We start from the raw sequence: 26577 nt of genomic DNA, 5'->3' as shown, positions 1-26577 counted from the left end.
TGGGTGGGACCAAAGCTTTTTCTTGCGTTGAAAATTATTTCTTACCATTCACTAGGGTTCCACAACTTCCCGTCAAGTTCTCCTTGTTTCAATTCGATGCGGGTTTCTTGCTGCTGCAACAACTGTCCCAGCTCTTGCAAAAATGCTTTTTCGTGGTAATCAGTGGTTTCTTGAATGGATTGTTCTATCAGCGGTGTTAGCCAATCATGACCCATCAAAGCACCTCCATTTCAGCTAAAGCATCTTCTAATTCGTTCAACGTTTCATGGTTTTCCTGCAACAGGGATAGCAAAGGAGAAAGCGGCGGTTTTTTAGAAACCAAATGTGCCAGTTTCTCAGCAAACCATTGTTGCTTTTGGTCAAACGTAAAGGGAGCGGGCATCGATAATAATTGCTGATAGGCAATGACAAAGGCACGCTTTTCTTTTTCCGTTTTATACATCAGTTGGTCAAGGACAACGATGGGTAACACGGTCATTTGGTGTTTTTTTGCCATCAGTACGAGTGGATGCAAAATTTCGTTAAAGGTCGTATTTTCTCGACCGCCTAACTGAAATTCTTTGGCAGCAACACCAGTAGAAACGGCAAAACTGATTTCTTTTCCCACCAAAGCAGGCGCGCAATTTTCCCAAACCGTATCGATCCAAGCTTTCATTTTTGCTGGAACACTGTACCAATATAAGGGGAATTGTAAAACCAAACGGTCACAGTTTTGCAGCAGCGCCTGTTCATCGGCAAGAGAAAAGTCAGAAAAATCATCAAGAAAGTGTATGGTGACATTAGAAAGTTTGGCACTTTCACTGAAAAAACGTTGGGAAAGAGAGTTGTGGAAATCTGGGTGGCTAGCCACCACTAAGGTTTTTATCATGAGATTGATCATCCTTTCCTACTACATGTACCATATTTTACCAGAAAGGGAAACTAGTCTGCTTTGCTTTTCGTAGTGTTGGTTCTCTTTTAGTTTGATTTAAGGTACCTCGTCTATATTCATTGTTAAGGAAGTGTCAGTAACAACTTACACGTGAAGGAAATGGGGGAATAGAGGATGGAACCAAACGATCCCTTGATCAAAGGTCTAGCAAATGTAGTAATGTTCGCCGCCAATACAGTGGAATATGTCGAAAATAAACTTGTCAGTTGCCGACAACGAATATCTGGAAAGCAACCCTCAAAAGAAAGTGACTATGGCAATGGGCAAGAGTTTACAGAATTGACTGCGCAAAAATGATAGATAGAGAGAAAATAGAAGAAGTGGCTCACCTTTTACCTGGTGAGTCACTTTTTTGCTGTCAAGTTCTTCATCATCAGTTGGTACTTTTCTTGATGGAAGGTATAATGAGTAAATGAAGCATAGTGGAGAGGAGAAGAATAAAGAAACAGTAGAGAGGAGAAGCAGGTGATGAACCATTTATACAAACGAATCCAATACAAAATCCCTGAGCTAAACCGAGTAGAACGAACCGTCCTTAACTATTGTTTGAGGGCGCCTGAGAAAGTTTCGGAAATGACGGCCGATGAGTTAGCTTCTCAAACCTATACTAGTCAAGCAACGATCAGTCGAATGGCGAAAAAGCTTGGCTTTACGGGTTTTCAAGAATTCAAATTTTCATTGAAAAGTTATCAAAGCCTTGAAAGAAACGAGTCTGCTTCCCAAGCCTCTCTTGGCTTATCCCCACTGATCAAGCAAATGATTGACCAGCTGACGACATCCTTATCAATGATTGAAGAAGCTGACTTTCAGCGTGCCGTGGAAATGCTGCAGCAAGCACAACGAATCGAATTTTTCGCTTTAGGGCAAAGTGCGCCGGTCGCATTATCTGCAAGTCGAAAATTGCGCTTTTTAGGTAAAACAGTGGGTGCATCAACGGATTGGGATGAATTGACAACCATCGCGAACCAACTATCAAAAAATGATTTAGCTCTTTTTATTAGTCATAGTGGAGAAACGATCGGGATGCTAAATTATGCTACTCGTTTGAAACAAAGAGGCGTGCCAATTTTAGCCTGTATTGGTCAACCAAAAAGCACGTTAGAAAAGCTTGCCACCTTCTCTTTTCCTGTTGAAATGACAGCGATTTATCATCATGAAGTCGATTTGAGCCCGCGGATCTCCTTAGCGGCGTTACTGGATATTTTAATTATTCAATACGCCAATCAAATCGAAGCAGGACTTGATCCTGAATGACCATTCCATTTTGTGAATGGTCATTCTTCTTTGGGGAACTGTATTGTAAGCCTTCTTGATATCGTTTACATTTTAAGAGATAAAAGTGTTAGGAGGAAATGATATGCAAAAAGGAAAGAAAGCAAGCTGGATGGAAATTTTTCAAGGACTTGGGAAAACATTTATGTTGCCAGTCGCTTTACTCGCATTCATGGGTTTATTTTTAGGGATTGGTAGTTCATTTTCATCTTCTTCAACGATTGACGTTTTCCCATTTTTAGGTGCCCCTTGGCTCCAAGTGGTTTTTCGTTTCATGTCAACGATCGGTGGGTTTGCCTTTAGTTACTTACCCGTCATGTTTGCGATGGCGATTCCTTTAGGTCTAGCAAGAAAAGAGAAGGGAGTTGCGGCATTCTCAGGCTTTGTGGGCTATGTCGTGATGCATTTATCCATCAATTTTTATTTGCAAAAAACGAATCAATTAGCTGCTGCAGATCAACTACGAGAAGCAGGGCAAGAGATCGTTTTTGGCATTCAAACATTATCAATGGGTGTTCTAGGAGGTATTATCGCAGGATTGATCGTTTATAAATTGCATATGCGCTTCTACCATTTTCAATTGCCAGATAGTTTTGCATTCTTTTCAGGAGCACGTTTTGTTCCAATCATCACCTCGCTTACTTTAGCTATGGTCGGGGTGATCATTCCGATGATTTGGCCGTTGTTTGCTATGATCATCACAGGAATCGGACATTTGATCCAACAAGCTGGTCCTTTCGGTCCGTTCTTATTTGGTTCAGGTGAGCGCTTGTTACTGCCATTTGGATTACACCATATTTTGGTTTCCATGATTCGCTTTACCGAAGCCGGGGGAAGTCAGCTGATCGATGGTCAGCAAGTCTTTGGGGCGTTGAATATTTTTTATGCGGAATTACAAAACGGCTTGAGCATCTCACCAAGTGCAACTGCGTTCTTGTCTCAAGGGAAGATGCCAACCTTCATGTTTGGCTTACCGGCAGCAGCATTAGCTATGTACCACACGGCAAAACCTGAGAATCGTTCAAAAATAAAAGGTTTATTGATTTCAGGCGTCATTGCAACTTTTGTGACAGGAATTACTGAACCAATCGAATTTTTATTCTTATTCATCAGCCCTTTATTATGGATTTTTCATGTCATCATGACAGGTGCTGGATTTATGGTAATGAGTCTATTAGGTGTCACGATTGGAAATACCGATGGGGGCGTGCTTGATTTTCTTATCTTTGGCGTGATGCAAGGCGCATATACAAAATGGTGGCTCGTTCTGATTGTAGGAGCTTGCTGGTTTGCCCTTTATTACTTTGTCTTTAAAACAGTAATCCTTCGCAAGAACTTGAAGACACCTGGTAGAGAAGAGAACAGTGATCAAACGAATGAGTTGGAAGAGGAAATGACCTATTCTGGAAAGAGTGGCTATGATGCCCATGGTATTTTGGCAGCATTAGGGGGAGCAAGCAATATTGATTCTTTAGACAATTGCATTACACGGCTACGCCTCGTTCTAAACGATGGTACATTGGTTGATGATGAACGGCTGAAAAAACTAGGTGCGCTTGGGGTCGTTCACTTAGATGATACTAACGTTCAAGTAATCATTGGAACGAAAGTAACAACAGTCAGAAATCAACTTGATGCGATTCTTTAGCAAAATTGTCAAGTAGTAGGAGTGAAGAAAATGTTTTTTGATGAACCAATCAATCGTAAAGGAACCCAGTGTACTCAATGGGATTATGTTGAAGACCGTTTTGGTGAAAAAAACTTGTTGCCATTTACGATTTCCGATACGGATTTCAAGGTGCCAGCTGCAGTTGAAGCGGCACTTATCAAGCGGATGCAGCACCCGGTTTTTGGGTATACACGTTGGAATCATAATGAATTCAAGCAAGCGGTCTGCAAATGGTATTCTGAACGTTTTAACAGCATGATCAAAAGCGATTGGCTGGTCTACAGTCCTTCTGTTATGTATAGCGTTAAACAGCTCGTCACCCTACTCAGTGAACCAGGAGATGGGATCATTGTTCAGACGCCAGCGTATGATGCGTTTTATAAAATGATCAAAGAGAACAAAAGAAAAATCGTACCTAATGCACTCATCTATAATGCTAAGTCGTATCGCATTGATTTCGAAGAGCTAACAAGATTGATGGCACAGCCTGAAAATAAAGTTCTTCTCCTCTGTAGTCCTCATAACCCAACTGGGAGAGTCTGGCAAAAGGATGAGTTGCAACGAATCATCGAATTGGCGAAAACCCATGATGTATTTATCATCTCTGATGAGATCCATATGGACATTGTAAGAAAAGGACAAAGGCATCAACCGATCATTGATTTGTTGCAAGAAAATGTAGCCCTTGTTACTTCGGGAAGTAAAACATTTAATTTCCCAGGGTTGATTTATTCTTATGGAATCATTCCTGATCCCAAGTTGCGTGAGCGCTTCTTAACTCAGTTAAAAGAAGCCGATGGGTTGAGCTCCACCAGTATTTTTGGCATGACCGCAACGATTGCTGCCTACGATAATGAAAGTAAGTGGGTGGATCAGCTCAATGACTATCTTGATGGTAACATTGCTTATGTGATCGCTTATTTACAGGAACATCACCCAGAACTCGTGGTCACGAAAAGCGAAGCCACGTATCTTATGTGGATTGATTGTACAGCACTGGGTTTAACGATGGCGGAATTGCAGCAACGAATGATTCGAAAGGGGAAAGTCGCGATTATGTCAGGAGAGATCTATGGGAAAGAGGGGAGAAATTTTTTGCGCCTAAACATTGGCTGTTCGCGAGAAAAACTCATTGATGGCTTGAAGCGATTCACATTGAGTTTGACATAAAAAAGAACCCACTGAGCGATCAGAAAGATCCTGTATTCTTTCTGATCGCCAGTGGTTTTTTAGTCTTTCGTCGTGCGGGGAGTCATTGCAGTAGTAACGGGGATTGGTTCAACGACATGGAAATAACCTTCTTTGTCTTGAATGATCAGCATATCTTGCTGACTCTTGCTCTTGATGATCTCACCTTTAACAATTTCGTTGGTGACAGTCCGATAAATGCTTGTAGTCATGTTCATTCCTCCCAACGGTTTTTACCAATTGCTCTTCAATAGGGGGACCAGTACAAATCAATTGCTTGATTTGTACCAGCAAGGAAAAAGAAAACGAATTGGTATCTTTAGTATAGGAGAGCAATGTTTAGATTGCTGCAATTCCATGTAAAGTTTTTGTTAATCCTTTTATTTTCAGCGATTGACTAATCGGCTAAAGAAAAACGCAAGGCCATTTTATTACTGCCAGACTCCACCATTTTTCCTAGTAACGTTGTTGCATTTTTTAAATACAGTTCGGCCATCTCAGCGTTGGCTTCTTCAAGCAGACGAGTAGGCTGCTTGTCAGCGGAAGCTTTACGATCAGTTTCTTTTTGGATGCGGCGACAAGCCGCCATCGTTTCCATTTCAAAACGGTTAGCAAGATCACTATAGCGATCGTAGTCGCTGTCCCCAATCAACGCCAAGGTGCGTCCTAACCAATAGCTATTGGTTGGATCGTAGGTCTTTGTCGTATCGCAATAGCCAAGCGGGGTCTTAGTGATAGCTGCATAAAAAGGCACAACGCCGTTGAAGGTATTGGGGCCAAAGGCAAGCCAGTGAATGCCAGCGATTGCTGCGGGCACGTGGTTGCGGATCTGTAAAATATGGACTTGCTGGTTGCGATTGAGAGCAATCGATCGAAATTGTGTTTTTTGTGTCTCGGTCCCTGTACCGTAAGGGTCAAAAGGCGTATTTTGGAAGTGAGAGCTCAATGCCCATTTTACATCTTCCACGGATAGCTTTTGTTTTGGATAGCATACAAACGGGAGCTCTTGATCGATCGGTTCAGCAGCTGTTCCGCTAAAGTGTTTTTGAATGTACCATGCCCGCGGGTTATTGTAACGGGTATCTTTTTCTGATGAGCTGCCAAAAATATGGCGTAGATTAATGCCTTCAAAATCAGGATTCAATTGATAGTCTTCAATCAACTGTTCGAGATCCTGCGAACACAACGTCATTTCTGAGGCGAAGTCGAAGTGATCAATGTTTAGGCGATTGGGTGCCACGACATAGGCATCATCTGGTATACGAACAGCTGCCCAGTGATGTCCACCGATGGTTTCCATATACCAGATTTCCTCCGCATCAGAAAAAGCGATCCCGTTGGCTTCATAGGTCCCATAGGTTTCTAAGAGTTCCCCTAAGCGTAAAACACCTTCTTTAGCGGAATGGATGTAAGGCAGTACGATGCTGACGAAATCAGCTTCCCCGATACCATCTTCCACATATGGATCAATAGCCAAAACGCGTGAATTGGTTGTAATCGTTTCTGTTGCAGTCATGGCGATATTTTCTTCATTGATTCCTGAAGCTGCCCAAACTCCTTGCGATTCATCTGCTTCAGGGGTTGAAGTATAGCGTAATGATTTTGCTGGCAAACTGATTCGACAGTCGCTTAAAACAGCGTAAAATTCATTTCCTTGCTGTTCTGGAGTGATGACGACGAATTTTTGCGGTTCCGAACCGCTTCCAGAATCTTCATTGCGGGCAATCATGGTCGAGCCGTCGATCGATGCTTTTTTTCCTACTAGTAAAGTGGTACAGGACGCTTTTTTTCTATCCATCTTTCCAACACTCCTTCATTTCTTCTTACGAATGATTGAAGCTAGTATACCCATAGTCTCATGGTTTTACAATGCTTTCTATAGAGAGGAACAAAAAAATTTCGCCTTTTTTATTAATTTTTAGTAGAATAAGGTGTTGTAAAAAAAAATCAAAGGAGCCATTATTATGAAGAAAACAGTTGTTTTTAGTTATATTTTTTTACTAAGTCTGGTTTTTGCCGGCTGTGCCAAACCATCGATGGATGCGGGAAACTCCTCCAGTGAATCTTCGTCAGTCCAACAAAACGCCGAAGAGCGCACTGCCCAAATCAGCTTCAATAATAAAAGTGAAGAGCAAGACCAGGAGATCGAAACCAAAACGGTCACTTTTAAAGAAGGGGTTTCTTTGATGACTATCATGAAAGAGAACTTTGACTTGGAAGAAAATCAAGGGATGATCACCAGCATTGACGGTTTAGCGCAAGATGAAAAAGCTGGCTATTATTGGACATATACGATCAATGATGAAATGATTACAACTGGGGCAGATGATACCTTTTTAGGAAACAACGATAAAGTGGTTTTCACCTATGAAAAATTCGAATAAACCTCTTGCATTTGCTGGAAAAGAAATTGCTTATTTAGGGCTGCTTGTGGCAGCGGCCGTCGTCGGCAGGTCACTTTTTCAACCCTTACCCAATGTTCAACCAATGACGGTGATCTTTTTATTAGTAACCATCCATTTAGGTCTTAGTCGTGGATTGATCGTTTGTCTGCTCTCGATGCTGATTACCAATTTTTACATGGGAATGGGAATATGGACGATTGCTCAATTAGTTAGCTATGCAATCATTATTTTGGGGATGTATCTGTTGTCAAAAAGCAAGCTGTTTATGAAACGGTTGCTTTTACAAGTCAGCTACAGTGTATTTGCAGGGGTTGCTTATGGCTTTGTGATATCTTGGATCAGTGTCAAACTTTATGGGTTTCCTAGCTTTTGGGCTTATTATTTTCAAGGATTGAGCTTTGATGCCCTCCACGCAATAGGCAATGGCATTTTTTATCTGTTACTAGCACCGATCTTTCTGCGGCTTTTCCAACACTACTATCCAAAGAACAACAGCGAAGGGCACTAAGCGCTTCGCTTTTTTTGTTGAGTTAGCTAGTGTCGGGCAAAACGTCCATGACTAGAGGAAAAAGTCTTTGACGATCAAATGAGGTGAAAGGGGTTATGTGAGGAAACAAGCAGGCATATTGTTGTGCAAAAGCGGTTTCTGCAGGTATCCTTAAGGTATCTAAGGAAGGATGTGGCTTTTGATGAAATGGATCGTGAAAAAAGATGATTTAGAAAGCTACCGTGCGAAGTTCCATGGAAAACTGGCTGGTTATGCCGAGGAAGCCAAAATGATTGCCCTGCCAACACCAAAGTATTTTATCGTGGTGGTTGACGAAGAAAAAATCCACTTGATTCAGTTAGATCTGCAATTTCATGAAAAAGGGATGCAGACAATTATGATCCACGAGATCACAAAATTACAACTAGGCGGTGTGGTAAATAAAAAAGTCCAGATTCAGACACCTTCGACCACTGTCAAACTAATGATCAAACCGTTGGCGATCGGTATCAAAGAGGAGCAAAAAGCCTTGATCGATCGGTTTACTAGAATGTCGCGATAAACATCGGAGGAACATGCGGGAAAAATCAGCTGGATTTTTTCAAAAAAAAGCAAGGGCAGTTGCCTGCACTTGCTTTTCGTGAGTACTGTTATTCTGGTGTACCGACGATTTTAATAAACTCATCGATATTCTTGATTTTCATATGCTTGATCACTAACTGTTCCCGCTTGTTCCATTTTCCTTCGACTTCTAATTGGTATTTATTTAAAGGAAGGCGTAAGACATAACTGGCTAAGTAGCGATCCTTAATAATGCAATTCACGATTTTGTGGTCTTCTAAAAGTTGGATACCTGTTAGCATCATTGGCGTTTCTTGAAAAACACGGCTATTGACTAACAATCCAGTGTGGGTTTCGTTCATGGGATCTTCCTTTCTGATAAACCTGGGATAAATCATCTTTCTGTCTGTTATGTTACCTGATTTGCATCAGAAAGGCAATTCCTATAATAAATCCTCGTTATTATGTGCTACGTAAAAAGAAAGGAGGCAAAAGGAATGGTTGGGTATAACCGTTTCTCAAAAGAGTTTCAAAAGGCTTCGAAAGAACTCCGTGAGGGGAAGAAGTCCAAAAATGCCAATAAAGGGCTGCGAACACGACAAAAAATCGCTGCTGAAAAAGAACAAAAAGCACAAAATGCTTTTTCGACTGGTTTTTTGATCGGTTCCTTCAGAGAAATATTCCGCAAGAAATAAGCAAGTTCCGCTGCCAAAGCGGGACTTGCTTTTTGTTTAGAATAAATAATTGAAGAAGACACCGTTGAGAAAGGAAAAGCTCAGATAAAATAGAAAAAGTGTCACGATGTCCAGGGGTAGGCCTTTCAGAATTGGCGGAATTGCGGCAATTTGATTTCGTGTATGAACCCCTGACAAAGCACAGGAAAAGAGAAAATACATGCCTACAGCAACAAATAAATTGGTTAAATAATCGGTATAGGGAAATTGGGTCACAGTGGCGATCGTCAGCAAGATGACACTGACTAGGGTCGTCTTTTTTAGATCATTCGTCAAGAAACGTTTTTTTGCTGGAACGATCAGTAAGCATAAACTGGCAGTAATCAAGGCGATGATGGCAGCACTTACCAAATTGGTGACCACTTGATTGCCATAGACAAAGCGATTTTGAAGCAAAAGATAAAAACTTAAACCGCTCAACAAGTATGCGACTGCAATGATCCCTGACAGGAAAACCACCCGTGTCGTCACGTTCGGTTTTTTTTCTTTGACGGTCGGCGCCAAATTTTGACAGGCGTAATTTGTGAGTAGAATGACTAGGAAGACCACTAGTCGATTGGCGATCATCATATGAGAACGCTCCTTTCTTGCGTTTTAGCTCATGATTTTAAGGTTGAACGGGGTCTTTTTTCCTTCCCCTAAAATGCGAAGGCGTAAGAAGCGATCGATGAGTGGAGTAAAACAATTCATGATCAAGATGGCATAGCTCATGCCTTCGTTTGTGAAACCAAAGAAACGGAAGAGGACAACGAGAAGCCCCACGCCTAAGGCAAAAAGATTTTCTCCTGCTTTTGTTCCTGGAGTCGAAGAATAATCAGTCGCCATATAGATCGCACCCAACATGGCACCACCGCTGATGATATGCCCAATCACCGTTTGCCAACTGCCAGTAAAAAGTCCTTCTGGACCAAGGATAAAAGCAAAGAGCCCGATCGTTGCAAAAATAATCAGCGGGATACGAAGGGAGATGATTTTCTTGTAAACGAGAAAAATTCCACCCAGAAGTAAAAGCAAGGCACTGGTTTCACCGATTCGTCCCCCAGTAAATCCTAAAAAAGCATCCAACAGATCAGAACCGCTTAAGGTGTCCCCGGCCTTCATGACAGCTAATGGCGTAGCACCGGAAACGACATCGTTCGCCGTAGCTTGCGAAACCACATCAGGAGCGATGCTGCCAAAAGGTGGATCTGGCCAACTGATCAAAAACATCTGGTTATAAAACAAGCCAATCAACAAGGCGCGACCGCCAAGGGCTGGATTTAAAAAGTTATAGCCGATACCGCCAAAAAATTCTTTGACGATGATCACGGCAAACGCCACCCCGATCACTGGGAAATACCAAGGTGCGGTCGGTGGAAGATTCATCGTTAAAAGCAATGCCGTCACAACGATACTTAGATCGAAACGAAATGGCCGTTTGATGAGGTAGGACCAAATTCCGTCGGCGGCAAACGCCGTGGCTAGCGCAATGAAAAACAACCCATATACCTTGAGCCCGAAAAGGTAGCCAGAGAATAAAACTGCTGGTAGTAAGGCTAGTACTACACAGCCCATGATTTTGACTGTTTCGTCATTGCTGCGAATATGGGGGCTTGGTGGTGTTTCTTGGTTTTTTCGTTGCTGAAAGAGGCGCTCGCTATCGGAATCCTTGTAGTAATCAGGCACTTTCCTTCGCCTCCTTCTGCAGCTGTGCAACCTTGCCTTTTGCGGCAGTGATGTTGGCAGCTAAGGAACGTTTGGCTGGACAGACAAAGGTGCAAGCACCACAATTGATACACGCTTCTGCCAGCAATTCTTCACATTTTTGATAATCGCCTGCTCGATAGAATTGATCGATCTCCATCGGCATCAGGCGCATCGGACAAGCTTCGACACATTTATTGCAGCGAATGCAGGGGTTTTCGGCATATAGCCAATCGGTTTCTTCATTAAAAACAACGATCCCGTTGCTGCCTTTGGTGACCGGAACCTTTAATGTTTTGACGGATTTCCCCATCATGGGGCCGCCAAGAATCAGCTTGCTGGGCGCACCTTGAAAGCCGCCGGCAAAATCGATCAACTCTCCTGCGAGTGTTCCTAAAGGATTTTTGACGATGCGTGGATGTTGAACATCACCAGTCACGGTTGTATAGCGTTCAATCAGCGGTTTGTCATAACAGACCGCTTCAGCGATGGCAAAGCTGGTGGCAACATTGATCAATACGATCCCAATATCGGCAGTCAAGCCGCCTAAAGGTACCTCCTGATCGGTCAATAACTCTACTAACTGCTTTTCACCACCGGTTGGATAAACAGTTGGGACAGTAACGACTTCTATCGTGTCATCCTCTGCACTTGCGGCTTGCATCGCTGAAATGGCTAGCGGTTTATCATCCTCGATGCCAATGATGATTTTTGGATCAGCTAACAATTTTTGGGCAATTTTTGCCCCTTGGATGATTTTTTGGGCTTCTTTTTGCATTAAGAAGGCATCACTGCGCAAAAAGGGCTCGCATTCAGATCCGTTTAAGATCAAGGTATGGATTTTTTTATTTTCATCAATACTGAATTTGACATGGGTGGGAAACGTTGCACCGCCTTTGCCGGCGATACCGCCTTGACGGATTTTTTTGAGGATCGTTTCGTTAGCAGCAGATTGCCAGTTGAATGGGGTAGACAAAAAATCATTATCGAAGGCATAATCGTTTTCAATGATGATGGTTTTTCCTTCTTCATTGTTTTGATTTGGCCAATCGACAATATCGACGATTTTGCCCGAAACAGATGCATGGACTTTCGCAGATACAAAGGCATCTGCTTCAGCGATCACTTGCCCTTGCTTGACGTACTCACCAACGGAAACCGTCGGTTCGACAGGGGCACCAATATGTTGTGCCAAAGGGATAAAGACCATCGTGGGTGAAAAGGTAAGGATTTCATCTTGTTCGATCATTAATTTTTCTTTTAACATTTGTAACGGGGGACTTAGTGAAATTCCACCAGTAAATGTTCTCATAGCCAACACTCCTTTTTTCTCCTAACTTTATTCTAGCATGCCATCCGCATTCTCAAAACCATAAACGCTTACATTTCACAAGAAAAACTTATTTCGGTTGACATATGATTGTTTGTTCATATATAATCAGGGTATAAACATGATTGATCGTTCATATGTTCGATGGAATAGAGGAGGTTTTGATGATGGCTGAACATACTTGTCAACACGAGCACACAAAAACGAAGGGACATACGCATACCCATGATCATGGGACGTTTCCTCGTAAAGTTTACTTCGCGGGGGTAATCTTCTTTATAGTGGCGCTGTTTATTTCGAATCAATGGGTAAAAGACGGGGTTTATTTTGCTGCAGTTCTATTAGCGGGCTACCACATTTCGTGGGAAGGGATCGAGGATACCGTAAAAAGCACAAGAATCAATCGGCGCTTTACGCCAAATGTACATCTATTGATGTTATTAGCAGCGATAGGGTCAATGATCATAGGCAATTTTAATGAGGCAGCCTTACTGATTTTGATTTTTGCTGGTGCTCACTTTTTAGAAGAATACGCGGAAGGGCAAAGCCGACGAGAAATCACCAATCTTCTCAAATTGAATCCAACGGAAGCACGTTTGATGGGCCCAGATGGGAAAGCCAAAAAAATTGCTGCTTCAGAGATAAAAAAAGGGGATATTTTACAAGTTTTGCCTGGTGATCAGTTAGCAACAGATGGGGTGATTCTTTCTGGCACGAGTGCCATCAACGAAGCTTCCATCAATGGCGAGAGTATACCGCGAGAAAAAACAGCGGGAGACGAAGTTTATGGCAGTACCATCAATGGCAATGGAACATTTTTGATGGAAGTCACAAAAGACAGCTCGGAAACGGTCTTTGCCAAAATTCTTTCAGTCGTTGAAGCGGCACAGTCGAATCAGTCACCAACAGAAACACGAATCAAAAAAATCGAACCAATCTATGTAACCATTGTTTTCATTGCAGTCCCTTTGTTCATCTTAACAGCACCGTTTCTACTTGGTTGGGATTGGTATACCAGTTTTTATCGCGGGATCGTGATGATGATTGCAGCGTCTCCTTGTGCGTTAGCGGCAAGTGCGGTACCTGCTAGTTTATCTGCGATTTCAAATCTAGCGAAAAAAGGGATTCTTTTTAAAGGCAGCAACTACTTAACGAATTTTGCTCAGATCAAAGCGGTGGCATTTGACAAAACGGGCACGTTGACCGTCGGAAAACCAACGGTCACGGATGTCATTTTCGCTGAAGCCATCGATCAAGCAGAGGCCGCTTCCATCATCGTTTCGCTGGAAAAACAAGCCAATCATCCATTGGCAGATGCGATCGTTACTTATTTTGAGAAGAACAATAAAGGGCAGCAAAGCGAACAGCTGACGGTTACGAATGAGATTGGTTCCGGTTTAGTAGCCGTCTCAGGAACAAAAACCTATCGATTAGGAAAAAGAACCGAAAACTCCCAGTTAACAGGTTCGTTGGAGCAACAGTACCGTCACCTGGAGGCGCAAGGAAAAACGATGGTCGTTTTTTCCATTAATGAAGAGGTTGTCGCAATCATCGCTTTGATGGATGAGCCGAACGAACAGGCAGCTTCTGTGATTCGTTATTTAAAAAATGAAGGGATCCATACCGTTATGATCACCGGAGATAGTGCGTCTGCTGGGGAAGCCATCGGAAAGCGGCTAAATGTTGATCAAGTGGCGGCTAATGTGTTGCCTGAGAACAAAGCGGAAGCGGTTCGAGCACTCCAAGAAGCCTACGGACAAACCGCCATGGTGGGGGATGGCATCAATGATGCGCCCGCACTTGTTCAGGCAGACATCGGTTTTGCGATGGGGGAAGGGTCAGATGTTGCTATCGAAGTGGGGGACGCCGTGATCATGAAAAATGATCTTTCACGCTTCGCGTATGCCTATCGCTTAGCGAAGAAAATGGATCGAATCATTTGGCAAAATATTTTCTTCTCCATGTTTATCGTCGCATTATTAGTCGGGTTGAATCTATTTGGAAAAATGAATATTGGGCTGGGGGTATTTGCCCATGAAGGAAGTACGTTGATTGTATTGTTTAACGGGTTGCGCCTTTTGCGCAAACTGCCAGATGCATAAAAAAAAGCGGCTATCGAAGGATAGCTGCTTTTTTAATGACTGAATTGTGTCGAAGTTGGAAAATCAAAGGCATCGATTTTTTGCAATCGATTTTCGATCCTTCTTAAAATCCCTTCAGAGGAATCCAACGGTTTGATTGCATGATAAGCAGTCAGTAACAGGTCTTTTTCTTTAGCGGGACGGTTTTCGATGCGGTAGATATTTGCTAGTCGTTCCACGTATTCATAATGACTATAGTCTGTTTTGTTGATCAAGAAATGCAAGAGATCTTTTGCTTTTGCGTAGTCTTCTTGAAGATAAAAACTGATTGCTTCACGATACAATTTGATATCAAGTTCTTCGATCTGGTCAGGGGTTGCTTTAAGCGCACGCCACTCATTGATCGAGATTTTTCGTACGACTTTGCCAGTTGCATCGGTCAAAAAAATTACCGGTACATCGTTTGGATGTTTTGCTTCTTGCTTGATTTTCTTCATGTCGCACCTCCCGCGTGTCAATGGACTGACTGTTTGATATCTCCTATTTTAAAAGGAATAGCGGGAAAAGTCTACATGTAGATGTTAGATTCGTAGGAAATTTTAAAACATTCTCATTTATTAGGCTCTTTTTCGTTGAAAATGGTTGACCGCATCGGAGGCACCCATGAAAATCAAGATCCCGCCAAAAATTTGAAAGAATAACAACCAAGTGGCGAAGGGATTCAATACTAGGATGATCCCTGCAGCAATGATCAATAGACTGATGATCAAGCTAGTGATATAAGGTAAACCAATGCGTTTTTGGTTAAAGCTTGCAATCAATCGGGTGCAACCGCTGATGGTGATCATGATTCCTAAGAAAAATGGCACGATGGCAAGTAATCCTTTGGCAAAAACTAAAATCGCAGCTGCCGCAATCAACAGTAAGATACCAGAGACGGATTGCACATTGCGATAGCCCTTTTGTTTTTCTTTGTAGCTCGTATACAAGCTAATGATCCCTAAACATGCAATATACCCGGCAACAAGATAAACGATCGTGTTGAAGACAGATCGTGGTGCAATCAAGATGATGAAGCCAAAGACGATATATACGACGGCACGAAGTAAATCATAGCGTTGTAATTTATCAAAAAATGCATTCATGATAATTCCTCCTTTTTTTCCTATTGTACCGAATTCTTGTTAAAATAGATATCAAAAAACCTACGAAATAGGCTAAGCCTTTTGTATCAGATGGTTTTTTGGTAGAATAAGGAAAAGAAAACAGAACGGAGAGTATTATGAGTGGGTTAACGCTAGTGATGTGTGCCTTTACGATCGTTTTATACCTTTATTTATTCGTGGTAAGGAAAGACATTCAATTTCTTGCTGTGGAGCGCAAACTAAGCAAGGTCGCCATTACGATTTTTTCAGTAATGATTATCCTATCTATGGTGATGATGGAAGAGGCACTTGATAATCGGGTGCGAGGGATCGTTTCGGGTTTGGTCTTTTTGAGCTTTGTTTTAGATAGCCGCGGCTTAGCACTTGATCGAATCATTGTCCATCCAATGAGTATCAAAGGGGTACTATACCAAGAGATCGATCGAGTCGTTTTATTTCAAGAAAAGGAAGGGCAGCCCATCAAGATGAACTATTTTCGAAGAGGGATGAGAGGCCCATTAATGAAATTCAAGCAGCCATTAGCAGAATTGGTTGTTTTCTTGTCAGAACACTTGAATGAAGGGACACCGATCGATATTTTAGTCGATCATGATCAAGGAACAAAGGACTAAAAGACCCTCGATTACTGCCAGTTTAAGGCGTAATCAAGGGTCTTTTTTTAGGTTGAAAATTGATTAATGGAACACGCGGAAGCGCTCATCGTCACTTAGAAATTCTTTTTCGTTCGGTTCGCTTTCTTTTGAACCAAAGACTAGTTGCGCCCGCAGTTGCCAATTTTCAGGAATTGACCATTCAGCTGCAACAGCGTCATCGATGACAGGGTTGTAATGCTGTAAGTTGGCACCTAATCCAGCTTCTTCTAAAGCGGTCCAAGTGTTCGCTTGAGCGATCCCATTCGATTGTTCTGCCCAAACGGGAAAGTTCTCTGCATATAGCGCAAATTGCTCTTGCAAATTTTTCACGGTATCCGTGTGAATAAAGAATAGAACGGTTCCGTAACCCGCTTTAAAACCAGCAAGTTTTTGTTTTGTCGCTTCAAACGCTTTGGGTGGTGTCAATGGTTCTAACGCAGCCTCTGTTAATGTCCACAATTTTTCATGGGCTTCACCAAATAAAATCACGGCTCTTGGTGATTGTGCGTTAAACGCAGTTGGACTATTTTTCACTGCTTCTTTCACAATGTCTTCGATTTCAGTGTCGGAAAGAGCCACATTTTTACCTAGCCCATAGATTGAGCGGCGCTGTTTGATCGTATCAAGAAATTTTGTCATCGTATTCCCACCTTTTCTATTGTCATAGAGTGAAGTATACATCCTTACTTAATGTTAGTAAAAGAAAATGCTTGGCACGTCAAAAAGTCAGGCAAACGCACCTGACTTTTTCTTATTGGGCATCGATAGCAATGAATTTAACGGTCACGTATTCTTCAGGGCCATATTTGCCGTTTTCACGACCAAAACCGGAATGCTTGACGCCACCGAAGGGAGCCGCCGGATTTGAGATCGCAATGTCATTGACCCCAACCATCCCATATTGGAGGTTTTGGGCTACATCCGAGATCGTTTGCAAATTCGTTGAAAAGAAGTAGGAAGCTAGTCCAAATTCCGTATCATTTGCCGCAGCGATGACTGCTTGTCGATCCGTAAATGAGATCAATGGGATCACGGGTCCAAAGGTTTCTTCATAGTAGATAGCCATCTCAGAAGTAATCCCATCGATGACCGTTGGTGCGAAGAAGTTGCCTTTTTCGTATTCACCTTCAGTAAGCTTCTTACCACCGAGTAAAACTTTAGCTCCTTTATTTACTGCATCTTCCAACTGCTCGATGACTTTTTCAACGCCTGCTTGGTTGATCAAAGGACCAACAGTAGGGTTTTCCAGACCATTGCCGACCGTTACGGATTCCATTTTCGCTAGTAATGTTTTGGTAAAGGCGTCTTTGACGGACTCTTCGACAAAAATTCGATTGGGGGATGTACAGACCTGACCGTTGTTACGGAATTTTGCTGCAATTAATTTTTCAGCAGCTAAATCTAAATCAGCATCAGCAAAAACAAGAAACGGGGCATGACCACCTAACTCCAATGAAACTTTTTTCAGAGTTGGTGCAGCTTGTTCGTATAATTTCATCCCAACTTTCGTGGAGCCAGTAAAGGTGATTTTTTTGACTTGTTCATTTTCGGTCAATTCTTTCCCAATTTCAGAAGAATCTCCTAAGACAATATTGACGACCCCGTCAGGAAGGCCCGCTTGTTGAAAAAGTTCACCTAAAGCCAATGCTGATAGGGGTGTTTCTTTAGATGGTTTCATAACAAGGGTACAGCCAACGGCCATAGCAGGCGCAATTTTTCTTGCAATCATGTTAGAAGGAAAGTTCCAAGGCGTGATCGCGCCAACAACCCCGATCGCTTCTTTGCGTACCAGCCAATGATTGTGTTCAGGGGCTGGAATCACTTCGCCATAGACCCGTTGCGCTTCAGCTGCATTCCAACGGAAATTGTCAACATTGGATTGGATTTCCGCCTCCGCTTCTTTTAATGGTTTTCCTTGTTCCATACTCATGATTTTTGCTAAACGATCGCTTTCTTCTTCCATCAAATCAGCAATGGCGTTCATCAAATCGGCACGTTCTCGAGGGGAGCGTTTTGACCATTCGGGAAAAGCAATCGCTGCGGCATCGATTGCTTGCTTGGTTTCCTCGATCCCTCCTTGACTGACTTTTACGAGTTCTTCATTAGTGGCAGGATTGGTAACCGAAACCGACTCTTTTGTTCCTTCAAGCCATTTTCCGTTAATCAATAACTTTGTTGGTACTTGTGGTAACTGTTGGTTCATCTTGGCACTTCCTTTCAATAATGGGTTCTTATTAAACCCTAGCACGGATCAGAAAGGATGACAATTCATATGCAAGTCTCTTGATTCTCCAAATTTTTGTAAAGAACCAAAGGGGAAATGTCCTGCTCCTATCATTTTATGGTAGAATAGAAAAATAAGAATGTTTGTTCGATTCTTGGAAAATATAGTAAAATATTCAAGGAGTGAGGGACGCGTGCAACAAGTAAAAGAGCTTTTAAAAACAGTAGGATTTGTCGTGATCTTCACTTTATTCCTCTTGTTATTAAGACAGTATGTCTTTACTCCTGTGATCGTAAAAGGAGATTCGATGGACCCCACATTACATGATGGTGAGCGGGTAATTGCTTTGAAAAATACCGAGATCGAACGTTTCGATATCATAACGTTTGAAGCACCGGATGAAGCAGGCAAAAATTATATCAAACGCGTGATCGGTTTGCCTGGCGACCAGGTTTCCTATCAAAACGATACCCTTTATATCAATGGACAAGCATATGATGAATCCTACTTGGATGAATTCAAAGCAGCTGTCACAGATGGCTTTCCATTGACCAGTGATTTTGATATGGGGTTATTTGGTGTTGAAGTCATTCCTGAAGGTCAAATTTTAGTGTTAGGGGATAACCGCCGAATTTCCAAAGATAGTCGTCAATTAGGTCTGATCGATGAAGCAACGATTTTGGGTGATGTAAAATTTGTATTCTGGCCAATTGCCGATTTTGGTATGCTAGGCAAAGAGTGAAATTCTGCGACCGTTTTTTTGTTTTTAAGGAGATTCTTTTAAAAACAAAGACGCATTTGAAAAAACGTGCCGCTGATTTTTAGTGTTTTTTTAAAAGACGATGGAGAGAAGGAGTCCTTTCATGAGTTTACGATTTATCCTTGGCGATGGCCGTTGTCGTCATGATCAAGCAGTGATAGAAAATGCAAAAAGCTGGTTAGAAAAAGACCATCAAGAAGTATTTTTTCTGGTACCTAACTACAACAAATTTGAACGAGAACGCGAGATCCTTCAATTACTTAGAGAGGATCGCGTAGAAGATTTTGCTTCTATTCGCGCGCAAGTGTACAGTTTTCACCGTTTGGCATGGTTTTATCTGCAACAAACCGGCTTGCTTTCTCAAAATGCCATCACTGAAAATGGTGCCTCCATGATCATGCGTAAGCTGCTTTTGGAACTAGAAGAAGAACTCGTCTTATACCGTGGTGAGATCAACAAAGCGGGTTTTATCCAACAATTGTTGGCGTTCTATCAAGAAATGCATACAAGTCGATTGGGGATCGAAGATTTATTGGCAGGTGGTGCTGCACCAAGCGCAACCCAAGACGAGGAGAAAAAATACAGTGAATTAGCGAAAATATTTCAACGATTTGAACAAGAACTTCTGGAGCGTGCATTACAAGTCGAACAACCGATCACCTTGTTGACACGCTTTCTTGAAGGTTCCTTGCTGGATGATTCTCCAGTGGAGCAAGCAATGCCTAACGCAGTGTCAATAAACAAAGCGCCAGATCTTTCCCATGCCTTATTTATTATCAGTGGGTTTTCCGCTTTTTCAACACAGGAACAGCAGCTGATTCAAGTGTTGATGAAAAAAAGTCATGTCATTATTGATCTTTTTCTGGATCGTGGGTATCCACAAGAGCTGCCTTCACCGTTAAATTTGTTTTATGAAGCAGGGCGAACATATTATCAATTGATCAGTTTTGCCCGAGAAAATCAAGTGCCGATTTATTTGGATCAGAAACTTTCGGTCAACCAAGAGGTGGACAAGGAAGCGAAGGGATCGATGCAACAGGCGTATAATGAAATTGAAACATTTTGGCGGCAGACCCAGTCACAAGTCAACTATCAGCAACAGTCCTCTGTGAAGGACTTTCTGGCAGTTTGGAAAGTTGGGAATCCAGAAGAAGAGATCCGTCAGATTGCAGCGTCGATCCGTGGGATGATGAGCGATAAGAAACGGTACTCAGCATTACGATACCGAGAGATCCAATTATTGATCGCCGAACCAGAAATCTATCATCAATATATTCCTAAAATTTTTACTGAGTTTGAGATTCCTTTTTATATCGATGAAGAGCAGATGATGGCGCAACATCCATTGGTTGAGTTTTTGAATGCTTTTTTTGCTTGTCAATCCTATGGCTTTCGCTTAAATGATATTTTACGGTTGCTTAGAACGGAACTTTACTTACCGGCAGCCTATCGCTCCGAAGCAGATTGGCTCGTTGGGCGTGACCAGTTTCGTAAGTTGGTGGATATTACCGAGAACAAAGCGCTGGCTCATGATTTCCAAGGAGCGAGTTGGACGAGAAACGAAGATTGGGAACTGATCGAGTATTTACAATCGGAAGAAGAGCAGACGGATAAAGTGGATTTGACAGCGTATACCAACCAGTTGCGCAGGGCCTTTAAGCAAGATGTTGCTGATACTCTTGACTGGCTGACGGCCGCTAGAACGAACCGCGATGCGGTCGAACTGCTGTATCGCTTTTTACTGAATGCCGGTGTTGAAGAACAACTGCGGCATTGGCGAGATCAAGCGATCCAGCAAGGGAAGTTGGATCAAGCTCGTAATCATGAACAAGCATGGCAAGCCTTGATGGATTTGCTGGATGAATATGCTGCGATCTATGGGGAAGAGTCCTTTGATTTTGCGCTCTTTGAGGATGTCTTATTGACTGGCTTAGAAAATGTCACATTCGGGAAGATCCCAACAGCGATCGACCAAGTCAACATCAATCGCCTTGATCTGGCACGTCCAAAGCAAGCAAAGATCACATTTGCACCGGGATTGAATGAAACGGCGTTGCCAAGAAAAATAGAGAACAAAACGTTGTTGACGAATGAAGAACGTCAGCATTTCAATCAGTTGTTCAATGGTGAAAAACACCTTAGAGATACAGTGGTGGAAGGCAGTGTCAAAGAGCCATTTGCCTTCTATTCTGTCTTGCTTTCAGCAACGGAACACTTATCACTGTCCTATGCCGTTAATTTTGATACCCAGCAAAACATCAAAATGTCGCCTTATTTAGATCGCGTGGTCAAACGTTTGGATGTCCCACTGCAAGAGCGAGGGATATTGACGCTAGTCAGTGACCCAAGAAACTATGTCGGCAGTTACCGTGGCCTGATCTATCAAATCAATAACCTCAGTCAGCAAGCGCAAAAAAACAAAGAGAATTTACCTAGGGTCTGGGAGCAGCTGAGACAAGCACTGCTGCGTTCGGAATGGACAGATTTAGCTGCCCAAGTATTTGAAAGCCAAACTCATCAAAATATTCCGATTCCTTTGTCTCAAGCACAAGCTGCGGCACTATATGGACCATCGATCTACAGTTCCATTTCTCAGATGGAGACGTTCTATCAGTGTGAATACAAGTATTTCGTCAGCTACGGATTACGATTAAAAGAACGGGAAGTTTATGGCTTAAATCCAGCAATGACCGGTGAGTTTTTCCATGATGCGTTGGACCGCTTTGTCAAAGTCCTGATTGCTGAAAATATTTCCTTAACCCAGTTAACTGCTGACCAACGCGTGCAATTTGTGGAAGTCGTTTTGCAGGAAATTTTTGGCGAAAGCCGTTATCGCTTACTGACGAGCTCTGCTCGGATGAATTTTATTCGGTATCAATTAGGCAAGACGATTCAGCGAGTAGCGTGGGCATTAGCGAAACAAGGACAAAAAATGCATTTTAGTCCTGAAAAGACGGAGGTGCTATTCGGTCAGATCGCTGGCTCAAATGGGATCAATGGGATCGAATTGCCATTAAGTTCTGGCGGGAAACTGCATGTGCGGGGGAAGATCGATCGTGTCGATACGGCGAAAACGGAAGAAGAACAATGGCTTTCTGTTGTTGACTATAAATCTAGCAGCCGAGATTTTGACCTTTCTGAAGCATACTACGGACTTGCGATGCAGTTGATCACCTATCTCGATGTCGCATTGACGGATGCTGTCCAACTGGTTGGTTCGCCAAATGTGCGACCAGCGGGGGCTTATTATCTGCATGTGCATAATCCGCTTTTGGACGGACAAGAAGCCAGTGAAGAAGAACGTTTAAAACGTTTCAAGTATGACGGGTTGTTTATTGACGAACCGGCTGTTTTCCCGTTGCTAGATGAGGATGTTGAAGCCAGCAAAAATTCACCGATATTTCCTGTTCGAAAAGACAAAAACGGCAATTATCAAAAAACAACGCAGGCGAAAAACAAGTTTTATACAGAAGAAGAGCTTGAACTGTTAAGAAAACACAATCGGAAAAACATGCAGCAAAGCGGTGAGAAGCTGTTGAGCGGTGAAATCGCCTTAAACCCGTCTTATAAAATAAAAGACAAAAAACGGGCGTGTGAATTTTGTCCGTTTCGCAGCATCTGTGACTTTGATGTATTGTTGAAAGAAAATGAGTACCACCGTTTAGAAAACTTATCTAAAGATGAGATTATCCATCGCTTAAGGGAGGAAGAAGATGAGTAAGATCCCTTTAAAACCGCAAAATGAAACCTTTACGGATACCCAATGGCAAGCCATTTTTGATAAAGGGGATAATATCCTCGTTTCCGCTTCAGCGGGTTCAGGAAAAACCACCGTTTTGGTTCGGCGAGTGATCGAAAAGCTAAAAGCAGGAACGACGATCGATTCTTTACTGATCGTGACCTTTACCGAAGCAGCTGCTCGAGAAATGAAAGAACGGATTCAAGTGGCACTGCAACAGGCCATCAATCAAGAAAGTGACGAGCAAAAGCGCCAGCACTTCGTTCGTCAGCTGCAGCTGTTGCCGACAGCTAACATTTCTACCTTGCATGCGTTTTGTTTAACTGTGATTCGGCGTTTTTATTATTTGATCGATTTAGATCCCAATTTCCGCATGATGACTGATGAAACCGAAATTTTATTGATGAAAGAAGAAATCTGGACACAGCTGAGAGATCAACAATATGAAGCCAATGATGAAGCCTTCTTTCGTTTGACGGAAAATTTTTCAAGTGATCGTTCTGATGAAGGCGTCGGGGATCTGATCCTGTCTCTCTATGACTTTGCCCGAGCCAATCCAGATCCAGTCAACTGGCTAGCTCATCTAAGTGATCACTATATCGGCAAAGAAACCTTTGCTGAAAATATCTTGTATCAATCGCAAATAAAACCGACTTTGCAAGAAAATTTGAAGACAGCGGCGCATTTGCTGCAGGCGGCGCAAGACTATGCCCGTTCTGATGAAGCGATGGAAAAAGCGGCACAGTTGATCGATACCGAATTGGGCATGGTGGAAACCTTAAAGGCTCTGCTGGATGCAGACGATGTCGATGGCTTCTATGAGCAGATCCAAACATTGCGTTTTGGTCGTTACCCAGCTTTTCGCAAACCAGAACAAAAGGAATTGTCCCAAGAAATCAAGCCCTTACGCGATGATGCGAAAAAATTGGTCGAGCAATTGAAAGCCACCTTCCCGTATCCACCAGCTGAAATGATGGAGTTGCTTCATCGATCAGCACCTGTCGTTGAAAAAATGGCAGCGATGACCGAAGCATTTATGAAAGCATTTCAAGAAAGAAAGCTTTCAAAAGGCCGTTTAGACTTTAATGATTTGGAACATTTCACCTTGCAGATTTTACAAGGAGATGGCAGTGGAAGTGAGGCGTCGACCTATTATCGTGATCGCTTTGAAGAAGTTTTAGTCGATGAATACCAAGACGTCAATCGGCTGCAAGAGGCAATTTTATATTGGGTGAGACAAGTCGATCATAACCCTGGCAACATGTTTATGGTGGGGGATGTGAAGCAGTCGATCTATTCGTTTCGACTAGCAGATCCGACGCTATTTATCGAAAAATACTTGGCATTTGAAACAGAGAATGGTGGGCGAAGAATCGTCTTAGCAGAAAATTTTCGTTCTCGCTCCGATGTATTGGATTTTACGAATCTAGTTTTTCAACAGCTGATGGATGAAAGGGTTGGACAAATCCCTTACGATGAGGCGGCAGCCTTGATTACCGGTTTTCCTGATTTTCCAGAAAGCGAGGCCTTTGCAACAGAGCTCTTGTTATATGAAAAAGAGCATGAATCCGAAGAACAATTGATCGATGACAAAACAGAAGGTGAAATGCAGATCACTGCCTTGAAGATTCGAGAGTTGATTGAATCAAACTTCATAATCTATGACAAAAAAGCCAAAACAAATCGACCAATCACTTACAATGACATCGTCTTATTGACCCCCACACGTAAAAACAATCTTGTCATTTTGGATGTCTTTAAGCAGTTTGGGATTCCGATGGCGGTCAATGATGCTCAAAACTATTTTCAGGCAACGGAGATCCAAACCGTCGTTTCTTTGCTGCAGATCATTGATAACCCGTACCAAGATATCCCGCTTGTGGCGGTCTTGCGTTCGCCAATCGTCGGCCTAACAGAAGATCAATTAGCTGAAATCCGTTTAGCGAATCGTTCCAGCGACTACTACGATGCAGTATTGGATTACCATGGGCAACAAGAAGCGTCACCCTTGTGGCAAACGGTCGATGGGTTTTTAACAAAACTGGAACAATGGCGAGAGGAAGCACGACGATTACCAATCCCAACCTTGCTTTGGCAAATCTATGAAGATACTGCCTATTTGGATTATGTCGTGGGACTGCCTGCAGGTCAGCAGCGCTATGCCAATTTAGCGGCATTGGTCCACAGAGCGGAGAAATACGAAAAGAGCAGTTTCCGTGGGTTGTACCAATTCATTCGCTTCATCGAAAAAATGCAAGAAAAAAACAAGGACTTGGCAGAGCCGTTAGCTACACCAGTAGAAGATGCGGTTCGTGTGATGACCGTCCATGCAAGTAAAGGTTTGGAATTTCCTGTCGTCTTCTTATTGGATACAACAAAATTCTTTAATTACCAAGATTTTCAAAAACGCTATATCTTTGAAGAACAGCTGGGGGCTGGGATCCAATATGTGGAACCCGCAGAAAACCTTAAATTTGAAACACTGCCGTTTCAAGCCATCAAGCAAGTTCGTTTGAAAAAAGCCTTGTCAGAAGAGATGCGAAAATTATACGTAGCATTGACACGAGCAGAGCAGAAGCTTTTCTTAGTAGGCTCCTATAAAAATCAAGCGGATGCCTTTAAGACGTGGCAATCTGGCTTGACACAATCCGAGATGGTTCTTGATCCAGCGTTGCGCTTAGTGGCTCGGGGGAGCTTGATGGATTGGGTCGGACGGACCCTGATGCGCCATCCAGATATGGAAGCAGTATTCTCCGAAGCGTCAGAGCGCAAGCGAACGATCGATCATCCTGCTCATTTTCGTCTGTCATGGTGGAATCAAGAAACGATCACGCAAGAAGTCCAAGAGACCCTTACACCAGTCGAGGAGCCTAAACGATTGATTGCGCCAGATAGCAATATCGATGATCTTTTGAAACGCCTAGCCTATCGCTATCCTTATCAAAAAGCGACCCAAACGACTAGTTATCAATCTGTTTCAGAATTGAAAAGACTCTATAACGATCCTGATGATCAACAGACCACTTTGTTGGAATGGCGGTCGGTTTCCGAGAAGACGAATCCTCAGCAATATCGCTACGTACAAGATGAATTGGCGAAACCCAAATTTCTGCAAGAAACGAAGCCTCTCGCCAGCAGTATCGGAACCGCAACACATACGGTTTTGCAAATGATCCCCTTAGGAATGAAGCCAACACAAGATACTTTGGCGCTCCTGATTGCTGAACTCGTGAAAAAGCAATTTTTTTCTGAAGAAATCGCCAAAAAAATTGACCGATCGAGTATTTTGTGGTTTTATCAAACTGAACTAGGTGAACTGCTGAACCAATCCTCTGATGTGGTGAAGCGGGAGCAGCCGTTTTCGATGCTAAAAGAGGCCGATACGATCTTTGAAGGGTTTGATGAACCAGATGCGCCGCTTTTGATCCATGGTATTATTGACGGCTATATTGAATTGGCGGATGAAATCATTTTATATGACTTTAAAACAGATGATGTGTTCGGCAGTCAGGCTCAGATTGAACAGAAAATGCGCGAACGATATTATGGTCAATTAAAACTCTATTGCCAAGCATTGGAGAAAGCATTGAACAAACCAGTGAAACAGACCTATTTAGTGCTGTTAAAACCTAAGATGATCGTGGCATTCTAGCTGATCGATCCTAGTTTCTTACATTTCGTAAGTCATATGCTATAATAGGTAAAAGAGGTGATG

At 42.6% G+C, this 26577-nt stretch carries 25 protein-coding genes; 13 read left to right on the top strand and 12 right to left on the bottom strand.

Features of this window, described 5'->3' with window-relative positions:
- Positions 1-41: 41 nt before the first annotated feature.
- Both IGI69_RS08655 and IGI69_RS08650 read right to left on the bottom strand, forming a co-directional pair.
- Positions 42-215, bottom strand: a complete 174-nt coding sequence (locus IGI69_RS08655; protein ID WP_005226215.1) for a hypothetical protein — start codon at positions 213-215, stop codon at positions 42-44.
- On the bottom strand, positions 215-880 hold the full coding sequence (locus IGI69_RS08650) for an NAD(P)H-dependent oxidoreductase (protein ID WP_438740457.1): 666 nt from the start codon (positions 878-880) through the stop codon (positions 215-217). The genes IGI69_RS08655 and IGI69_RS08650 overlap by 1 nt, the downstream gene beginning before the upstream one ends.
- Positions 881-1045: 165 nt before the next feature.
- On the opposite strand from IGI69_RS08650, the gene IGI69_RS08645 reads away from it, so the two are divergent.
- From IGI69_RS08645 to IGI69_RS08630, 4 genes are all read left to right on the top strand, one after another.
- The gene (locus IGI69_RS08645) at positions 1046-1228 is read left to right on the top strand and encodes a hypothetical protein (protein WP_438740455.1); all 183 of its coding nucleotides are present in this window, start codon (positions 1046-1048) and stop codon (positions 1226-1228) included.
- Between the two features lie 171 nt (positions 1229-1399).
- The gene (locus tag IGI69_RS08640; protein ID WP_438740453.1) at positions 1400-2185 is read left to right on the top strand and encodes a MurR/RpiR family transcriptional regulator; all 786 of its coding nucleotides are present in this window, start codon (positions 1400-1402) and stop codon (positions 2183-2185) included.
- 103 nt (positions 2186-2288) lie between these two features.
- Entirely contained in the window at positions 2289-3851 is a 1563-nt protein-coding gene (malX, locus tag IGI69_RS08635) for a maltose/glucose-specific PTS transporter subunit IIBC (RefSeq protein ID WP_438740451.1), read from the top strand.
- Positions 3852-3881: 30 nt separating this feature from the next.
- A complete protein-coding gene (locus IGI69_RS08630) occupies positions 3882-5042 on the top strand; it encodes a MalY/PatB family protein (protein WP_422704176.1) in 1161 nt (386 codons plus the stop codon).
- A gap of 59 nt (positions 5043-5101) precedes the next feature.
- On the opposite strand, the gene IGI69_RS08625 is transcribed toward IGI69_RS08630, so the two are convergent.
- Together IGI69_RS08625 and IGI69_RS08620 are read right to left on the bottom strand one after the other, a co-directional pair.
- The gene (locus IGI69_RS08625; protein ID WP_010748430.1) at positions 5102-5272 is read right to left on the bottom strand and encodes a hypothetical protein; all 171 of its coding nucleotides are present in this window, start codon (positions 5270-5272) and stop codon (positions 5102-5104) included.
- Between the two features lie 185 nt (positions 5273-5457).
- Positions 5458-6858: a C69 family dipeptidase gene (locus tag IGI69_RS08620; RefSeq protein ID WP_422704177.1), complete on the bottom strand. Its 1401-nt coding sequence runs from the start codon at positions 6856-6858 to the stop codon at positions 5458-5460.
- A 166-nt stretch (positions 6859-7024) separates the two neighbouring features.
- Here IGI69_RS08620 and IGI69_RS08615 point away from each other — a divergent pair, with 166 nt between their 5' ends.
- The 3 genes from IGI69_RS08615 (at position 7025) to IGI69_RS08605 (ending at position 8514) form a co-directional block, all read left to right on the top strand.
- Positions 7025-7444, top strand: coding sequence for a DUF4430 domain-containing protein (locus tag IGI69_RS08615; protein WP_005226209.1), 420 nt, complete (start codon positions 7025-7027; stop codon positions 7442-7444).
- On the top strand, positions 7428-7973 hold the full coding sequence (locus IGI69_RS08610; RefSeq protein WP_201689200.1) for an ECF transporter S component: 546 nt from the start codon (positions 7428-7430) through the stop codon (positions 7971-7973). The genes IGI69_RS08615 and IGI69_RS08610 overlap by 17 nt, the downstream gene beginning before the upstream one ends.
- Positions 7974-8142: 169 nt before the next feature.
- Positions 8143-8514: a hypothetical protein gene (locus IGI69_RS08605; RefSeq protein ID WP_005226207.1), complete on the top strand. Its 372-nt coding sequence runs from the start codon at positions 8143-8145 to the stop codon at positions 8512-8514.
- 88 nt (positions 8515-8602) lie between these two features.
- Here the strand turns inward: IGI69_RS08605 and IGI69_RS08600 are convergent, their stop codons facing one another.
- The gene (locus tag IGI69_RS08600) at positions 8603-8875 is read right to left on the bottom strand and encodes a hypothetical protein (RefSeq protein WP_005226206.1); all 273 of its coding nucleotides are present in this window, start codon (positions 8873-8875) and stop codon (positions 8603-8605) included.
- A 135-nt stretch (positions 8876-9010) separates the two neighbouring features.
- Between IGI69_RS08600 and IGI69_RS08595 the strand changes: the two genes are divergently transcribed.
- Positions 9011-9208, top strand: coding sequence for a hypothetical protein (locus tag IGI69_RS08595; RefSeq protein ID WP_015509783.1), 198 nt, complete (start codon positions 9011-9013; stop codon positions 9206-9208).
- A gap of 36 nt (positions 9209-9244) precedes the next feature.
- Here the strand turns inward: IGI69_RS08595 and IGI69_RS08590 are convergent, their stop codons facing one another.
- Genes IGI69_RS08590 through rsxC form a run of 3 tightly spaced genes read right to left on the bottom strand, consistent with a single transcriptional unit; the run spans position 9245 to position 12242 of the window.
- Complete coding sequence (locus IGI69_RS08590; RefSeq protein ID WP_015509782.1) at positions 9245-9817, bottom strand: hypothetical protein; 573 nt, start codon at positions 9815-9817, stop codon at positions 9245-9247.
- 24 nt (positions 9818-9841) lie between these two features.
- Entirely contained in the window at positions 9842-10912 is a 1071-nt protein-coding gene (locus IGI69_RS08585) for an RnfABCDGE type electron transport complex subunit D (RefSeq protein ID WP_438740448.1), read from the bottom strand.
- A complete protein-coding gene (gene rsxC / locus IGI69_RS08580; RefSeq protein WP_034857394.1) occupies positions 10905-12242 on the bottom strand; it encodes an electron transport complex subunit RsxC in 1338 nt (445 codons plus the stop codon). Before rsxC ends, IGI69_RS08585 begins: the two co-directional genes overlap by 8 nt.
- Positions 12243-12427: 185 nt before the next feature.
- Here rsxC and IGI69_RS08575 point away from each other — a divergent pair, with 185 nt between their 5' ends.
- Positions 12428-14362 (top strand): heavy metal translocating P-type ATPase, encoded by a 1935-nt coding sequence (locus IGI69_RS08575; protein WP_421758609.1) that lies wholly within the window; start codon positions 12428-12430, stop codon positions 14360-14362.
- A 32-nt stretch (positions 14363-14394) separates the two neighbouring features.
- Here IGI69_RS08575 and IGI69_RS08570 read toward each other — a convergent pair whose 3' ends face one another.
- Both IGI69_RS08570 and IGI69_RS08565 read right to left on the bottom strand, forming a co-directional pair.
- Positions 14395-14838, bottom strand: coding sequence for a hypothetical protein (locus IGI69_RS08570; protein WP_005226200.1), 444 nt, complete (start codon positions 14836-14838; stop codon positions 14395-14397).
- A gap of 120 nt (positions 14839-14958) precedes the next feature.
- Positions 14959-15486, bottom strand: a complete 528-nt coding sequence (locus IGI69_RS08565) for an HdeD family acid-resistance protein (RefSeq protein ID WP_438740445.1) — start codon at positions 15484-15486, stop codon at positions 14959-14961.
- 137 nt (positions 15487-15623) lie between these two features.
- Here IGI69_RS08565 and IGI69_RS08560 point away from each other — a divergent pair, with 137 nt between their 5' ends.
- The gene (locus tag IGI69_RS08560; RefSeq protein WP_005226198.1) at positions 15624-16118 is read left to right on the top strand and encodes a hypothetical protein; all 495 of its coding nucleotides are present in this window, start codon (positions 15624-15626) and stop codon (positions 16116-16118) included.
- A gap of 63 nt (positions 16119-16181) precedes the next feature.
- Here IGI69_RS08560 and IGI69_RS08555 read toward each other — a convergent pair whose 3' ends face one another.
- Positions 16182-16778 carry a nitroreductase family protein gene (locus IGI69_RS08555; RefSeq protein WP_438740443.1) on the bottom strand — a complete coding sequence of 199 codons (597 nt, stop codon included), beginning with the start codon at positions 16776-16778 and terminating at the stop codon, positions 16182-16184.
- Between the two features lie 112 nt (positions 16779-16890).
- Entirely contained in the window at positions 16891-18342 is a 1452-nt protein-coding gene (locus tag IGI69_RS08550; protein ID WP_142968473.1) for an NAD-dependent succinate-semialdehyde dehydrogenase, read from the bottom strand.
- 214 nt (positions 18343-18556) lie between these two features.
- Between IGI69_RS08550 and lepB the strand changes: the two genes are divergently transcribed.
- The 3 genes from lepB (at position 18557) to addA (ending at position 26514) form a co-directional block, all read left to right on the top strand.
- Positions 18557-19105 carry a signal peptidase I gene (lepB, locus tag IGI69_RS08545; protein WP_373193440.1) on the top strand — a complete coding sequence of 183 codons (549 nt, stop codon included), beginning with the start codon at positions 18557-18559 and terminating at the stop codon, positions 19103-19105.
- A 121-nt stretch (positions 19106-19226) separates the two neighbouring features.
- Positions 19227-22844 (top strand): PD-(D/E)XK nuclease family protein, encoded by a 3618-nt coding sequence (locus tag IGI69_RS08540; protein ID WP_438740440.1) that lies wholly within the window; start codon positions 19227-19229, stop codon positions 22842-22844.
- On the top strand, positions 22837-26514 hold the full coding sequence (gene addA / locus IGI69_RS08535) for a helicase-exonuclease AddAB subunit AddA (protein WP_438740438.1): 3678 nt from the start codon (positions 22837-22839) through the stop codon (positions 26512-26514). The genes IGI69_RS08540 and addA overlap by 8 nt, the downstream gene beginning before the upstream one ends.
- Positions 26515-26577: the final 63 nt, after the last annotated feature.

It is taken from the genome of Enterococcus sp. DIV1083b, assembly GCF_051713705.1.
Taxonomy (GTDB): Bacteria; Bacillota; Bacilli; order Lactobacillales; family Enterococcaceae; genus Enterococcus_D; species Enterococcus_D casseliflavus.
The sequence above is the reverse complement of the archived record's forward strand: the minus strand, read 5'-3'. Positions and strand labels throughout refer to the sequence as shown.